The 14458-nt window shown below is 67.0% G+C and carries 17 protein-coding genes and 1 tRNA gene; 11 read left to right on the top strand and 7 right to left on the bottom strand.

Features of this window, described 5'->3' with window-relative positions:
- Positions 1 to 37 precede the first annotated feature (37 nt).
- Complete coding sequence (locus tag AC07OQ_RS20295; protein ID WP_495054959.1) at positions 38 to 790, top strand: hypothetical protein; 753 nt, start codon at positions 38 to 40, stop codon at positions 788 to 790.
- 33 nt (positions 791 to 823) lie between these two features.
- Here the strand turns inward: AC07OQ_RS20295 and AC07OQ_RS20300 are convergent, their stop codons facing one another.
- The gene (locus AC07OQ_RS20300; protein WP_495054960.1) at positions 824 to 1096 is read right to left on the bottom strand and encodes a hypothetical protein; all 273 of its coding nucleotides are present in this window, start codon (positions 1094 to 1096) and stop codon (positions 824 to 826) included.
- 116 nt (positions 1097 to 1212) lie between these two features.
- Between AC07OQ_RS20300 and hemA the strand changes: the two genes are divergently transcribed.
- The 6 genes from hemA to AC07OQ_RS20330 all read left to right on the top strand — a co-directional run bounded on the left by hemA (position 1213) and on the right by AC07OQ_RS20330 (position 6241).
- Positions 1213 to 2520 carry a glutamyl-tRNA reductase gene (gene hemA / locus AC07OQ_RS20305; protein ID WP_495054961.1) on the top strand — a complete coding sequence of 436 codons (1308 nt, stop codon included), beginning with the start codon at positions 1213 to 1215 and terminating at the stop codon, positions 2518 to 2520.
- 63 nt (positions 2521 to 2583) lie between these two features.
- The gene (gene prfA, locus AC07OQ_RS20310; RefSeq protein ID WP_495054962.1) at positions 2584 to 3663 is read left to right on the top strand and encodes a peptide chain release factor 1; all 1080 of its coding nucleotides are present in this window, start codon (positions 2584 to 2586) and stop codon (positions 3661 to 3663) included.
- Positions 3664 to 3665: 2 nt separating this feature from the next.
- Positions 3666 to 4487: a peptide chain release factor N(5)-glutamine methyltransferase gene (gene prmC / locus AC07OQ_RS20315; protein ID WP_495054974.1), complete on the top strand. Its 822-nt coding sequence runs from the start codon at positions 3666 to 3668 to the stop codon at positions 4485 to 4487.
- A 159-nt stretch (positions 4488 to 4646) separates the two neighbouring features.
- The gene (locus AC07OQ_RS20320) at positions 4647 to 5267 is read left to right on the top strand and encodes a hypothetical protein (protein ID WP_495054963.1); all 621 of its coding nucleotides are present in this window, start codon (positions 4647 to 4649) and stop codon (positions 5265 to 5267) included.
- A gap of 90 nt (positions 5268 to 5357) precedes the next feature.
- Entirely contained in the window at positions 5358 to 5669 is a 312-nt protein-coding gene (gene grxD, locus AC07OQ_RS20325) for a Grx4 family monothiol glutaredoxin (RefSeq protein ID WP_495054964.1), read from the top strand.
- Positions 5669 to 6241, top strand: a complete 573-nt coding sequence (locus AC07OQ_RS20330) for a UbiX family flavin prenyltransferase (protein ID WP_495054965.1) — start codon at positions 5669 to 5671, stop codon at positions 6239 to 6241. Before grxD ends, AC07OQ_RS20330 begins: the two co-directional genes overlap by 1 nt.
- Positions 6242 to 6352: 111 nt before the next feature.
- Here AC07OQ_RS20330 and AC07OQ_RS20335 read toward each other — a convergent pair whose 3' ends face one another.
- The gene (locus AC07OQ_RS20335; protein ID WP_495054966.1) at positions 6353 to 6964 is read right to left on the bottom strand and encodes a lytic transglycosylase domain-containing protein; all 612 of its coding nucleotides are present in this window, start codon (positions 6962 to 6964) and stop codon (positions 6353 to 6355) included.
- Positions 6961 to 8706, bottom strand: coding sequence for a proline--tRNA ligase (locus AC07OQ_RS20340; RefSeq protein WP_495054967.1), 1746 nt, complete (start codon positions 8704 to 8706; stop codon positions 6961 to 6963). Before AC07OQ_RS20340 ends, AC07OQ_RS20335 begins: the two co-directional genes overlap by 4 nt.
- A gap of 134 nt (positions 8707 to 8840) precedes the next feature.
- Here AC07OQ_RS20340 and AC07OQ_RS20345 point away from each other — a divergent pair, with 134 nt between their 5' ends.
- A complete protein-coding gene (locus AC07OQ_RS20345) occupies positions 8841 to 9428 on the top strand; it encodes an RNA pyrophosphohydrolase (protein WP_495054968.1) in 588 nt (195 codons plus the stop codon).
- Between the two features lie 74 nt (positions 9429 to 9502).
- Here the strand turns inward: AC07OQ_RS20345 and proB are convergent, their stop codons facing one another.
- The 4 genes from proB to rplU form a co-directional block, all read right to left on the bottom strand.
- On the bottom strand, positions 9503 to 10624 hold the full coding sequence (proB, locus tag AC07OQ_RS20350; protein ID WP_495054969.1) for a glutamate 5-kinase: 1122 nt from the start codon (positions 10622 to 10624) through the stop codon (positions 9503 to 9505).
- Positions 10621 to 11700: a GTPase ObgE gene (obgE, locus tag AC07OQ_RS20355; protein ID WP_495054970.1), complete on the bottom strand. Its 1080-nt coding sequence runs from the start codon at positions 11698 to 11700 to the stop codon at positions 10621 to 10623. The genes proB and obgE overlap by 4 nt, the downstream gene beginning before the upstream one ends.
- A gap of 119 nt (positions 11701 to 11819) precedes the next feature.
- Positions 11820 to 12077 carry a 50S ribosomal protein L27 gene (rpmA, locus tag AC07OQ_RS20360; RefSeq protein WP_495054971.1) on the bottom strand — a complete coding sequence of 86 codons (258 nt, stop codon included), beginning with the start codon at positions 12075 to 12077 and terminating at the stop codon, positions 11820 to 11822.
- Positions 12078 to 12118: 41 nt separating this feature from the next.
- Positions 12119 to 12430 carry a 50S ribosomal protein L21 gene (gene rplU / locus AC07OQ_RS20365; protein ID WP_195797624.1) on the bottom strand — a complete coding sequence of 104 codons (312 nt, stop codon included), beginning with the start codon at positions 12428 to 12430 and terminating at the stop codon, positions 12119 to 12121.
- Between the two features lie 276 nt (positions 12431 to 12706).
- On the opposite strand from rplU, the gene AC07OQ_RS20370 reads away from it, so the two are divergent.
- The 3 genes from AC07OQ_RS20370 (at position 12707) to AC07OQ_RS20380 (ending at position 14404) form a co-directional block, all read left to right on the top strand.
- The gene (locus AC07OQ_RS20370) at positions 12707 to 13636 is read left to right on the top strand and encodes a polyprenyl synthetase family protein (RefSeq protein ID WP_495054972.1); all 930 of its coding nucleotides are present in this window, start codon (positions 12707 to 12709) and stop codon (positions 13634 to 13636) included.
- Positions 13637 to 13708: 72 nt separating this feature from the next.
- Positions 13709 to 13785 (top strand) — tRNA-Pro (locus tag AC07OQ_RS20375).
- Between the two features lie 157 nt (positions 13786 to 13942).
- Positions 13943 to 14404, top strand: coding sequence for a hypothetical protein (locus tag AC07OQ_RS20380; RefSeq protein ID WP_495054973.1), 462 nt, complete (start codon positions 13943 to 13945; stop codon positions 14402 to 14404).
- Positions 14405 to 14458: the final 54 nt, after the last annotated feature.

The raw sequence follows: 14458 nt of genomic DNA on the forward strand, positions 1-14458 counted from the left end.
ATTCAGGCCCGCCAGTGAGCAGGCGAGGGAGTGGAAAATGAAACCGAACCGTTTGATACGGCCCGCCGCTGCGCTGGGCCTAATGTTCTGGGGCCTGGCGGCGCATGGGCTGCAGGCCACGGAGCCTGGCGCCGCCGCCGCGCTGCCGACCTGCCGCACCACGAGCCGCTACGTGCCGCCGCAGGTGCCGTGGATGGGGAGCTTTGACTACAGAGTCACCCTCACGGCCAAGGAAGGCCGCCCCGACGACGTCGATGTCGATGTGATCCGCGGCATGGACAAGCAGAGCAACCGAACCGTCGCCGAGAGCCTGAGGGCGCACGTCAAAAACAACTACAGCTGCGGCGGTGAAGACAAGAAGCATGTCTTCTACCTGCGGGTGAAGTTCGACCATGCACCTCTGACCGACGAGCAGAGAATGCGCGGCAGCGCCCAGTGGCGCGAGGCCGATACCGCCAACCGAGCCGCGGCCGCCGCGAGTACGGCTGCGGCAGCGATCGCCGACGAGCCCAGCGGCGGCCTGGTCCCGGTGCGTGCGGCCATGATCTGCAGCGCCATGGGCAAGCCCGATGTGCCACGAGTCGACGCTACGGGCACCCTCGTCGTGCACGTGCGTGCCCGCGTGACCGACGGCAAGGTCTCGCTGGTCGATGCCAAGCTGAAGGTGGGCAGCATCGACCCGAGCCTGAATGAAAGGTTCATCGAGGTCGTGACCCGCACCCTGCGCGAGACTTATGTCTGCCCGGGTAATCACTTCTTCGATCAGGAATTCATGTTCAAGATCAACTGACAAGGCGCTGTTGCGCGCCGGACTCATGCGCGCTCAACGCTTGAGTGTCAGCCCCCATTGCGGCACGGCAATGGCGCAGATCATCAGCCCATAACCGGCCATCCTGCCGTCCCGGCCCAGCAGGGCCAGGGCGGCCAGCAGGCCCAGCGATCCGCCGATGCCGCCCCACAAGGCCAGGCCGCCCCAGGGCCTGGCCTTCAGCTCCCGGCGCCACAAGAGCTTGAGCCCGGCCGCCATCAGGGCGGCCACCACCCAGGCGGGTGCGAGAAAGTTGCACAGATGCCAGAAGAAGTCCAGAGGGCTCAAGATGGGTGGGGGCTGAAGTTCCGCGCAGCATTTTTTCTTGATGCGCATCAATCGCATGTGCGGGGAATAGCGGCCCCGGCCTCACGCGGACAAGCCTTGAATTTTATAATCCGCCCATGAGCGTGTTCGCCCTCGGCCTCAACCACAACTCCGCGCCCCTGGATCTGCGCGGACGTTTTGCGTTCTCGCTCGAGCAACTCGCCCCCACCTTACTCGGCTTTCGCGAGCAACTGCAGGGGCCGCGCCGCGGCGCCGCCGGCCCCGAGGCCGCGCTGATCTCCACCTGCAACCGCACCGAGCTCTATGTGGCCGGCAACCCCGCCATGGTGCAGCCGGCCGTGGCCTGGCTGGCCCAGATGGGCGGGGTCGGCAGCAGCGCCCTGCTGGACCATGCCTATGTGATGGAGGACAGCGCCGCGGCGCGCCATGCCTTCCGCGTCGCAAGCGGGCTGGATTCGATGGTGCTGGGCGAGCCGCAGATCCTTGGCCAGATGAAGCAGGCCGTGCGCGAGGCCGACCAGGCCGGGACGCTCGGCACCACCTTGCACCAGCTGTTCCAGCGCAGCTTCTCGGTGGCCAAGGAGGTGCGCAGCTCCACCGAGATCGGCACGCATTCGATCAGCATGGCCGCCGCCTCGGTGCGCCTGGCCGCCCAGCTGTTCGAGGACCTGAGCAAGATCAAGGTGCTGTTCATCGGCGCCGGCGAGATGATCGAGCTGGTGGCCACCCATTTCGCGGCCAAGACGCCCAAGGCCATGGCGATCGCCAACCGCACCCTGGAGCGCGGCGAGAAGCTGGCCGGCCGGCTGTCGGCCGAGGCGCTGCGCCTGGCCGACCTGCCGCAGCGCCTGCACGAGTTCGACGCGGTGATTTCCTGTACCGCGTCCAGCCTGCCGCTGATCGGCCTGGGCGCGGTCGAGCGCGCGCTCAAACACCGCAAGCACCGCCCGATGTTCATGGTGGACCTGGCCGTGCCGCGCGACATCGAGCCCGAGGTTGCCCAGCTGGACGATGTCTATCTCTACACGGTGGACGATCTCTCCACCCTGGTGCAGAGCGCCGGCGAGAAGCGCCAGGCCGCGGTCGAGCAGGCCGAAGCCATCGTCGAGGCCGGCGTGCAGAGCTTCGTGCATTGGCTGGGCCAGCGCCACACGGTGCCGCTGATCCAGGCCTTGAATGCGCAGGCCGACGAGTGGCGCGCGGTAGAAACAGCCCGCGCCCGCAAGCTGCTGGCGCGCGGCGAGGATGTCGAGGCCGTGCTGGAAGCCCTGTCCAAGGGTCTGACCCAGAAGATGCTGCATGGCGCGCTGGCCGAGCTGCACGCCAGCGAGGGCGAGCAGCGCATGCAGCTGGCCCAGACCGTCTCGCGCCTGTTCCTGCGCAACAGCTCGCGCAGTCCCACGAATCCCGCGTCCGAGCATTAGCGGCGCTGAGGTCGCCCCGGCAACCTGGCCGGCCCTTCAGCCATTCACCGCTTTTCGCTCCCCATGAAAGACTCCCTGCGCCAGCAGTTCGAACGCCTGGCCTTCCGCCTCGCGGAACTCGACACCATCCTGGCCGACGGCGCCGTCGCCGCCGACATGAAGCGCTATCGCGCGCTGACCAAGGAGCAGGCCGAGGCCAGCGGCCTGGTCGGCAACTACCGCCGCTACCAGCAGCGCGAGGCCGACCTCGTCGCCGCCCGCGAGATGCTGGACGACCCGGAGATGGCGGAGATGGCCAGGGAGGAGATCGCCGGCGCTGAAGGAGACATCGCCAGCCTGCACGAACAGCTTCAGCTGGCCCTGATCCCCAAGGATCCGGACGACGAGCGCCCGGCCTTCCTGGAAATCCGCGCCGGCACCGGCGGCGACGAGTCGGCCCTGTTCGCCGGCGACCTGGCGCGCATGTACCTGCGCTTCGCCGAGCGCCAGGGCTGGAAGAGCGAGATCCTGTCGGAGAACGCCTCCGACCTGGGCGGCTACAAGGAGCTGGTCGTGCGCCTGGACGGCGACGGCGTCTATGGCCGGATGAAGTTCGAATCCGGCGGCCACCGCGTGCAGCGCGTGCCGGCGACCGAGAGCCAGGGCCGCATCCACACCAGCGCCTGCACCGTGGCCGTGATGCCCGAGCCCGACGAGGCCGAGGAGATCCAGCTGAATCCGGCCGAGCTGCGCATCGACACCTTCCGCGCCAGCGGCGCTGGCGGCCAGCATGTCAACAAGACCGACTCCGCGATCCGCATCACCCACCTGCCGACCGGCCTGGTGGCCGAATGCCAGGACGACCGCAGCCAGCACCGCAACAAGGCCAAGGCCATGGCCGTGCTCGCCGCGCGCCTGCGCGACAAGGACAAGAATGAACGTGCCGCCAAGGAGGCCGCACAGCGCAAGAGCCTGATCGGCAGCGGCGACCGCAGCGACCGCATCCGCACCTACAACTTCCCGCAGGGGCGCCTGACCGACCACCGCATCAACCTGACGCTCTACAAGCTGGACGCGATCATGAACGGCGACCTCGACGATGTGCTGGCCGGCCTGCAGGCCGCCCAGGCGGCCGAGCAGCTGGCCGGGCTGGAAGGCCGCTGATGATGAATGTCGCCCAGGCGCTGGCCGAGGCGCGTGGCCGTGGCCTGGACCGGCTGGAGGCCCAGTTGCTGCTGGGGGCGCTGCTGGAGGTCGAGCGCGCCTGGCTGCTGACCCATGACGATGCCGAACTGACGCCCGAGCAGGCCGCGCGCTTTGTCGACTGGCTGGCGCAGCGCCTGCAGGACATGCCGCTGGCCTATCTGCTGGGCGAGAAGGAATTCCATGGCCTGAGCCTGCAGGTCGATGCCCATACCCTGGTGCCGCGCCCCGACACGGAGGTGCTGGTGGACTGGGCGCTGGCGCTGCTGCCGGGTTTTGCGGCCGCCGCGCCGCAGGTCGTCGACCTGGGCACCGGCAGCGGCGCGATCGCGCTGGCCATCAAGCACCGCCACCCGGCCGCCGCCGTTGCCGCCATTGACCTCAGCGCCGGCGCGCTGGCGGTTGCCCAGGCCAACGCCAGCCGCCTGGCGCTGGAGGTCGAATTCCTGGCCGGTGACTGGTGGCAGCCGCTGGCAGGCCGGCGCTTCGAGCTGATCGTCAGCAACCCGCCCTATATCGCCGGCGACGACCCGCATCTGCCGGCCCTGCGTCACGAGCCGCTGAGCGCCCTGACGCCCGGTGGCGACGGCCTGGCGGCACTGCGCCTCCTGGTCGAGGGGGCGCCGCCGCATCTGCGACCCGGCGGCTGGCTGCTGCTGGAGCATGGCTACGATCAGGCCGAGCCGGTGGCCCGGCTGCTGGCCGAGCGGGGTTTTGTCGACCTGGCCTGCCGGCAGGATCTGGGCGGCCAGCCCCGGGTCAGCGGTGGCCGTTGGCCCGGCTGAACCCGGCCGCCCCGCCCGGGCGCCACTTGTTCAAAAAGCCACAAGAGCACCCCGAACAAGGTGCAGTTCGTTCTGCACGGCGCGGCCGGCGGAGTTAGCATCGATCGCATCCGGGCTCTCGGGGCCGAGGCCCGGCAGGCCATGTCGCAGGAGCTTGCCATGCGTACCGCAGTCCGCCTCCCTGTCCCCACCCTGGCCATTGCGCTGCTGCTCACCGGCAGCCTGCAGACCGCCGGCGCCGAAGGCCTGCAGCTCCCGCCCCTCGAGAAACATTCCCTGCGCTGGCAGGCGCGCGTGCAGCTCAGCAGCCTGGACAACCGCGCCAGTGGCCGCAGCCTGCTCAGCGCCAATCTGCTGGGCGACTATTACCTGACCGGCTCGCTGCTGGGCGCCAGCACCCAGGGCGGATTGCGCACCACCGGCGGCGTGCTGATGGGCTCGGCCGCACTCAGCCAGAGCAGCGCCGGCCTGGCGCTGCGCAGCGCCAGCCTGGGCCGGCGGCCCGGCGTCGCGTTCGGCCGGCGCCATATCAGCCTGTTCGGCCCCACCCTGCCCTCCGACATCGAGGCCACCGAGGCCCGGCCCTATCTGGGCATCGGCTACACCGGCCAGTCGCTGCGCAGCGGCTGGGGTTTCAGCGCCGACCTCGGCCTCGCGGGGCTGAGCGCGCACGAAGGGCTGCGCCTGGGGCGCAACAACGCTGCACAAAGCCTGGACGACCTGCTGAGGGATCTACAGCTGCGCCCGGTGCTGCAACTGGGTCTGAGCTACAGCTTCTGAACAAGGCCCCAGCGCGCCGCCCCGGCGGCCCCTGGCCGATAATCGGGCCATGGGCGCCCGTCGGCGCCGCAAACCCATGAGGCAAGAGAGATGAGCGACGTTCAGCAACGCATCGACGACCTGGTCAAGAACAACCGCGTGGTGCTGTTCATGAAGGGCACGGCCCAATTCCCGATGTGCGGCTTTTCCGGCCGCGCCATCCAGATCCTGAAGGCCTGCGGCGTCAGCGACCTGAAGACCTTCAATGTGCTGGAGGACGAGGGCGTGCGCCAGGGCATCAAGGACTACGCCAACTGGCCCACCATCCCGCAGCTGTATGTGAACGGCGAGTTCGTCGGCGGCTCGGACATCATGATGGAGATGTACCAGGCCGGTGAGCTGCAGCAGGTGCTGAGCGCCTGATGACGGCACAGCGCCTGGTCGTCGGCATCACCGGCGCCACCGGCGCGGCCTACGGGCTGCGGCTGCTGCGGCGCGGCCGCGAGCTGGGGCTGGAGACCCACCTGATCGTGACGCCGGCCGGTGTGCTGAACGTGCACCACGAGCTGGGCCTCACCCGCCAGGCCCTGGAGGCCGAGGCCAGCTTCAGCCATGCGCCCGGCGATGTGGGCGCCTGCGTGGCCAGCGGCAGCTTCGCCACCGCCGCGATGGTGGTGGCGCCCTGCTCGATGAAGAGCCTGGCCGCGATCGCCCATGGCTTCGGCGACAACCTGCTGACGCGCGCCGCCGACGTCACCTTGAAGGAGCGCCGCCGCCTGATCCTGATGGTGCGCGAGACGCCCCTCAACCTGGCTCACCTGCGCAATATGACCGCCGTGACCGAAATGGGCGGCATCGTCTTCCCGCCGCTGCCGGCCTTCTATCACCACCCGAAGAGCATCGAGGAACTGGTGAACGAAAGCGCCGAGCGGGTGCTGGAACTGGCCGGCGTGGCCGGCGCTGCGCCGCAGGCCTGGAACGGCCTGCGCAGTTGAGCCTAGCCCTCTAGGCATAGCCGGTCGACCCAGCGAAGCCCGAGGGTCCGGCTCTGCCGGCCCCACGGGCTTGCCCCCTTGAGGGGGCTGCCGCAGGCCGTAGGGGGTGGGCTATTGCTCGCCGGGCATCAGCCAGCGCTTGCGCGAGGCAAAGACGGCGTTCGGATATTCGGCCCGGCCGCGGCTGCCGTTGTAACGCCCCAGGGCCAGGAACATATCGCCCTTCTCGCGGTCCAGGTAGTGGCGCAGGATCACGCAGCCAAAGCGCAGATTGCCCTGCATGTGAAACAGGTGCGAGGCCTGGCCGTCGCCGATCAGTCTGGCCCAGAAGGGCATCACCTGCATATAGCCGCGCGCACCGGCGATGCTGATCGCATACTTGCGAAAGCCGCTCTCCACCTGAACCAGGCCCAGCACCAGGGCCGGCTCCAGGCCGGCGCGCCGGCTCTCATACCAGACCGTCTCAAGAAACTCGATGCGGGTCTGCGCCTCCGACAAGCGGCCCTTGAGGCGCTGGCTCATCTCGCCCAGCCAGCGCAGATAGGCGAGCCGCTGCTCGATATCGGCGAACTGTGGTTTGGGCGGTGCGCCATTGGCGATGGCCGAGGACAGGGCGGAGCGCACCGCGTCGGCCAGCGGTTCCTCGACCTGGGCGCCGGCATGGGCACGCAGCGGCAGGGCCGCCAGGGCCGCCGCTGCGATCAGCAGGCCGCGGCGGTTCAAGGCTTGAGCTTGGCCTTCAGATGGGCCACGACATCGACCAGCGCCAGCTTGGTCGCCTCGGCGTCGCGGCGGCCCTGGTACTCGACCTGGCCCTCCTTCAGGCCGCGGTCCGACAGCACCACGCGGTGCGGCGCACCGATCAGCTCCCAGTCGGCGAACATCGCGCCGGGGCGCTCGCCACGGTCGTCCAGCAGCACGTCGACGCCCAGCGCCTGCAGCTCGCCGTAGAGCTGCAGCGCAGCGGCCTTGACCTCCTCGCTGCGGTCCATGCCGATCGGGCAGAGCACCACAGTGAAGGGCGCGATCGCGTCCGGCCAGACGATGCCGCGCTCGTCATGGTTCTGCTCGATCGCCGCGCCCAGGATGCGGGTCACGCCGATGCCGTAGCAGCCCATCTCCATGGGCTTGGGCTTGCCGGTCTCGTCCAGGAAGTTTGCGCCCATCGCCAGCGAGTACTTGGTGCCCAGGTAGAACACATGGCCCACCTCGATGCCGCGCTGGATGGCCAGCACGCCCTTGCCGTCCGGCGAGGGATCGCCGACGACCACATTGCGGATGTCGGCCACCAGATCGGGCTCGGGCAGATCGCGGCCCCAGTTGGCGCCGGTGTAGTGGAAGTCGGCCTGGTTGGCGCCGCAGACGAAGTCGGCCATATTGGCAACGGTGCGGTCGGCCACGATCTTCACCGGTTTCTTCAGATCGATCGGGCCCAGGTAGCCCGGCTTGCAGCCGAAATGCTCCTCGATCTCCGCCACGGTGGCGAAGCGGAAGCCGGCCTTCAGGCCTTCGAGCTTGCCGGCCTTGACCTCGTTCAGGTCGTGATCGCCGCGCACCAGCAGCAGCCAGACCTGGGTCTTGACGATGTCGCCGGTCTCGCTCAGCTCGTCGGTGGCCAGCACCAGGGACTTGACGGTCTGGGCCAGCGGCAGCTTCAAGAGCTCGGCCACATCCTCGCAGGTGCTCTTGCCGGGGGTGGGCGTTTTGGCCAGGGCCTGGGCGGGCGCGGCACGCGCTGCCAGCAGGGCCACCGCCTCGGCCAGCTCGATATTGGCGGCGAAGTCGCTGGTGGGGCAGTAGACGATCGCGTCCTCGCCGGTCTCGGCGATCACCTGGAACTCGTGCGAGCGGTCGCCGCCGATCGCGCCGGTGTCGGCGGCCACGGCGCGGTACTCCAGACCCAGGCGGTCGAAGATCTTGCAGTAGGCCGCGTACATGTTCTCGTAGCTGCGGCCGGCCGATTCGACGTCGCGATCGAAGGAGTAGGCGTCCTTCATCGTGAACTCGCGGCCGCGCATCACGCCGAAGCGCGGCCGGCGCTCGTCACGGAACTTGGTCTGGATGTGATAGAAGTTCTTCGGCAGCTGCTTGTAGCTGCGCAGCTCCTGGCGCGCGATGTCGGTCACCACCTCTTCCGAGGTCGGCTGGATGATGAAGTCGCGCTCATGGCGGTCCTTCACGCGCAGCAGCTCGGGGCCCATCTTGTCGAAGCGGCCGGTCTCCTGCCACAGCTCGGCGGGCTGCACCACCGGCATCAGCAGTTCGACGGCACCGGCGCGATTCATCTCCTCGCGGATGATGCCCTCCACCTTGCGGATCACGCGCAGGCCCATCGGCATGTAGTTGTAGATGCCGGCGCCCAGGCGCTTGATCATGCCGGCCCGCATCATCAGCTTGTGGCTGACCACTTCGGCATCGGCGGGAGCTTCTTTCAGCGTGGAAATGAAGAACTGGGAGGCTTTCATGAGGTGCTATCTCGGCTCTTGCGGCGCATGGCCGGCGGGCCTCTTCTTGACTGAGGGGGTGAGGGTTAGCGAGGGGACTGCCGGGCGGCCGCCCCAATGCAATAATCGATCCAACTATAGATTTGGGGTTGATTATGCTCGACCGTGAAGGCTTCCGGCCCAACGTCGGCATCATCCTGCTCAACCACAGGAACGATGTGTTCTGGGGCAAACGCATCCGGACCCATTCCTGGCAGTTCCCGCAAGGGGGCATCAAGCATGGCGAAACGCCCGAGCAGGCGATGTTTCGTGAGCTCCACGAGGAGGTGGGGCTGCACGCCGACCAGGTGCGCATCATCGCGCGCACGCGCGACTGGCTGCGCTACGAAGTGCCCGAGCACTTCATCCGCCGCGATGCCCGCGGCCACTACAAGGGGCAGAAGCAGATCTGGTTCCTGCTGCAGCTGACCGGGCGCGATTGCGACATGAATCTGCGCGCCACCGACCATCCCGAGTTCGATGCCTGGCGCTGGAACGAGTACTGGGTGCCGCTAGAGGCGGTGATCGAGTTCAAGCGCGGCGTCTACCAGATGGCCTTGACCGAGCTGGCTCGCTACCTGCCGCGCACCAACCACCACAACCGCTATCTGCGCGCGGGCATGCGGCCGCAGCATCGCGACCGGCAGGAACCTGTGGCGGCTCCGCAGGATCCGGAGCCGCCGACCACCAACGAGAGCAAGTAGGCGCTCGCGGGGAAATTGTGGCCACGACTCACATCGCTGGCGCGATGTGAGTCTGCGCCGCAATCTCGTGCTCGCTAAGCGAGCACGAGATTGTCCCGATGGATCAGCTCCGGCTCGGCGGCATAGCCCAGCACGCGCTCGAACTGGTGCGAGGCCTTGCGGGCGATCAGACGCGCCTCGGCGCTGGAGTAGTTGGTCAGGCCGCGCGCCAGCTCCCGCCCTTCGGCATCGCGCACCGCGATCACATCGCCGCGATGGAACTCGCCCTGCACCTCGACCACGCCGATCGGCAGCAGGCTCTTGCCCTCGTCGCGCAGCTTGGCCGCCGCGCCCGCATCGACCAGCACCGCGCCGCGCATCTGCAGATGGTCGACCATCCATTGCTTGCGCGCCGCCAGCTTCTGGGTGCTGGCCACCAGCGCCGTGCCGATGGGCTCACCGGCGGCCAGGCGCAGCAGCACGTCGGGCTCGCGCCCCCAGGCGATCACGGTGCTCGCGCCGGAGCCCGCCGCGCGCTTGGCGGCCAGGATCTTGGTGATCATGCCCCCGCGGCCCAGCGATGAGCCGGCACCACCGGCCATGGCCTCCAGCTCGGGCGTGCCGGCGATCGCCTCATCGATGAAGCGGGCGTTCGGGTCCTTGCGCGGATCGGCCGAGTACAGGCCCTTCTGGTCGGTCAGGATCACCAGCGCATCGGCCTCGACCAGGTTGGCCACCAGGGCCCCCAGGGTGTCGTTGTCGCCGAACTTGATTTCGTCGTTGACGACGGTGTCGTTCTCGTTGATGACCGGCAGCACGCGATGCTGCAGCAGGGTCAAGAGCGTGGAGCGCGCGTTCAGATAGCGCTCGCGGTCGGCCAGGTCGGCGTGCGTCAGCAGCACCTGGGCACTGCCCATGCCCTGCTCGCTGAGCTTGCTTTCGTACATCTGGGCCAGGCCCATCTGGCCGACGGCCGCCGCGGCCTGCAGCTCGTGCACTTCCTTGGGCCGCGTGGCCCAGCCCAGGCGCTTCATGCCCTCGGCGATCGCGCCGCTTGAGACCATCACCAGCTCACGCCCCTGCGAGGCCAGCGCGGCCAGCTGGCGACACCAGTTGCCGATGGCCTCGGCGTCGACGCCGCGACCCTCGTTGGTGACCAGGCTGGAGCCGACCTTGACGACGATGCGCCGCGCGTCCTTCAAGACGCCGGTGCTCATGCCTGGGCCTCGCCGCCACCCTCCACCGGCGCATCGAAGCGCACATCGGGCTCGACATGGTGCTTCTGCTCGGCGGCCACATGGTCGTAGATCGCATGGATCAGCGGCTGGCAGCCCTCGCGCGTCAGGGCCGAGATCTCGAACACGGGGCCCTTCCACTTGTAGCGCTTGACGAAGTCCTTGACGCGCGCGGTGCGCTCCTCGGCCGGCACCATGTCCAGCTTGTTCAGCACCAGCCAGCGCGGCTTCTCGAACAGGGCATGGTCATATTTCTTCAGCTCAGCCACGATGGCCTTGGCCTCGGCCACCGGATCCACCTCGGGATCGAAGGGCGCCAGATCCACCACATGCAGCAGCAGGCGGGTGCGCTGCAGATGGCGCAGGAACTGATGCCCCAGGCCGGCGCCCTCGGAGGCTCCCTCGATCAGGCCAGGAATGTCGGCGACGACAAAGCTCTTCTCCGGCGCCACGCGCACCACGCCCAGATTCGGATGCAGGGTCGTGAACGGATAGTCGGCGATCTTGGGCTTGGCATTCGAGACGGCCGTGATCAGGGTCGACTTGCCAGCATTTGGCTGACCCAGCAGGCCGACATCGGCCAGCACGCGCAGCTCCAGCTTGAGCTTCTTGGCCTCGCCGGGCCAACCCGGTGTCTTCTGGCGCGGCGCACGGTTGGTGCTGGTCTTGAAGTGCAGATTGCCGAAACCGCCATCGCCGCCCTTGGCCAGCAGCACGCGCTCGCCCGGCTCGATCAGCTCGGCAATCACGGTGTCGGTCTCCAGATCCTTGACGATGGTGCCGACCGGCATGCGCAGCACGATATCGTCGGCCGCCGCGCCGTATTGGTCGGAACCACGGCCGGCCTCGCCATTGCGCGCCTCGTGGCGACGCGCATAGCGGTAGTCGATCAGCGTGTTGAGGTTCAGGTCGCCGACGGCCCAGACACTGCCGCCACGGCCGCCATCACCCCCGTCCGGCCCACCGAAGGGAATGAACTTCTCGCGGCGAAAGCTCGCACAGCCGGCACCACCATTGCCGGCCACGATATCGATGGTGGCTTCGTCTACGAACTTCATACGTTATGCGCCTTGACGGCCCGAATGTTAAGGCAGCCTTGAAACGCAAAAGCCCCGGCAGGCCGGGGCTTCTATGGCTGGCGGGCGGCTGCAGCCCTCCGCCAGCATGGCGCGGTCGGTCAGACCGGCGTGACGATGACCGTCGAGCGGTTCTTCTCGCCCTTGACGGCGAAGGACACCGTGCCATCGATCAGCGCGAACAGGGTGTGATCCTTGCCCATGCCGACGTTGGTGCCGGCGTGGAAGCGGGTGCCACGCTGACGCACGATGATGGAACCAGCCGAGATGACCTGGCCACCAAAGGCCTTCACACCCAGCATCTTCGGTTTGGAGTCGCGGCCGTTCCGTGTGGAACCGCCGCCTTTTTTCTGTGCCATGGATTAGCTCCTTGAACTGTTGGCGAAAGAAGAAAGCCGGATTAACCGTTGACCGCGCTGATTTCCAGCTCGGTGTAGGTCTGGCGATGGCCCTGGCTCTTCTTGTAGTGCTTGCGACGACGCAGCTTGAAGATGCGCACCTTGTCGTGCTTGCCCTGTGCCACAACAGTGGCTTTGACGCTTGCGCCAGCAACCAAGGGAGTGCCAACCTTCAGTTCCGCGCCGTTACCCACGGCGAGAACTTGGTCGATCACGATCTCTTGGCCAACATCCGCAGCAATCTGTTCTACCTTGATCTTTTCGCCAGCAGCAACCTTGTATTGCTTGCCACCGGTTTTTATGACCGCGTACATATCAGCCCTTTCAATAAAACAACCTGCACCACCCGGAGCCGAACCTCGGTTCGAACCCACCCCGGCACAGGCACTACCCCACGCAAGAAATGCGCAGAGCCCGGGAGTCTAGCAGACTTCAGGGGAAACACCAAGAGGCGGCGCGGCGAACTCTGCCCTAGCCCGCGACCTCTTTCTATAATCTGCGCTTCGCTTACAAGAGAGCTGAGTGTGTACGCTGCGTCCGCCTCGTCCCCATCCCCCGTCGCCGAGGTCCACGCCCTGCTGGACGCCGAGATGCGCGAAGTCGATGCCGTTATCGGCCGACGCCTCACCTCCGATGTCGCCCTGATCAACCAGATTGCCAGCTACATCGTGCATGCCGGCGGCAAGCGCATGCGGCCGAAGCTGGTGCTGCTGTTCGCCAACGCGCTGGGCTTCCAGCAGGCGGCTCGTTTTGAACTGGCCGCGGTCGTGGAGTTCATCCACACCGCCACCCTGCTGCACGACGATGTGGTGGACGAATCCTCGCTGCGCCGCGGCAAACAGACCGCCAACGCCCTGTTCGGCAATGCCGCCAGCGTGCTGGTAGGTGACTTCCTTTATTCGCGCGCCTTCCAGATGATGGTGTCGGTGAATCGCATGCGCGTGCTGGAGGTGCTGGCCGAGGCCACCAATGTGATCGCCGAAGGCGAGGTCCTGCAGCTGATGAACATGCATGACCCCGATATAGCGGTGGACAGCTACCTGCGCGTGATCCGCTACAAAACCGCCAAGCTGTTCGAGGCCAGCGCACGGCTCGGCGCCGTACTGGCCGACAGTTCCGCCGAGATTGAGGAGGCCTGCGCCGGCTACGGCCGCGCGCTGGGCACGGCGTTCCAGCTGATCGACGACGTGCTCGACTACGAAGGCGACACCAGCGCGCTCGGCAAGAATGTTGGCGACGATCTGCGCGAAGGCAAGCCCACCCTGCCGCTGCTGATCGCAATGGAGCGAGGGGCCCCCGCCGAGCGCGATCTGATCCGCCATGCGATCGAGCATGGCGAGGTGCAAGGCCTGCCCGAGATCGTGAAGATCGTGCGCAAAACGGGCGCACTCGAGGCCACCCGCGATGCCGCTCGCACAGAGGCGCAACGCGCCAGCGCATGCGCCGATGCATTGCCCCCTTCCATCTGGCGCGAAGCTCTGCTAGAATTCTGCGTTCGGTCGATTGATCGCTCTTTCTGAAGCAACCCAGGGAAGCGCGCGAATCGATCGAGAAAAAATGTGGGCGCTTGGAGTTACCGGCGCCATTCACAACGGGGTGTAGCTTAGCCTGGTAGAGCGCTACGTTCGGGACGTAGAGGCCGGAGGTTCGAATCCTCTCACCCCGACCAGAATTTCCTTGTAAATCAACCACTTACGACGGTGGCAATCGATTCACAAGGGCCACTGGTGGCAAATCAGTGGCAGATGCGGTGTCCTCGCAGCAGCGACACGCACGTGACTAAATATTTTTGATTAGACGCGGCTCCACTAACTTGGAGTCCTGTCATGGCCACCATCGAGAACCGCTCACGGTTCACTGTCACCGTCGCAAACCGCGACGACCTCCTCAAGACCTTCCCTCATAGCAAGCGCGCAGACGCAATGGCGTACGTGCGCCAGCTCTCGACGGACTTCGGTTTCAAACCGAAGCTCTCACGCGAGAACAACAGCTTCATCGTCCGCTTCCGCGAGGTGGGGCATCCAAAGCTCGCGCTGCCGGCGGCATCCATGGAGGAAGCCGTCGCCATCAAGATGCGCATCGAGGGGGAGCGTGCGACCACGCTCTTCATTGACTATGGGAAAGGCCGCTCGGTCACCCTCGCCGACCTCCTGGTTCGATACGCCAAAGAGCATCTGCCACGCCTCAAGAGCTTCGAGACCATGGGGTACGTCGTCAACGGTCTGCTGAGAGATGCGGGGGCCGAGCCGGTCAACATGGCCAAGGTGTTGATTCCCGCGCAATCCTGACCCACCGTTTCCATCCAATCTTGACCCACCCTTGTTAGTGCCTCTGGGGCTCAG

The organism is Roseateles sp. GW821-FHT09B06, assembly GCF_059418245.1.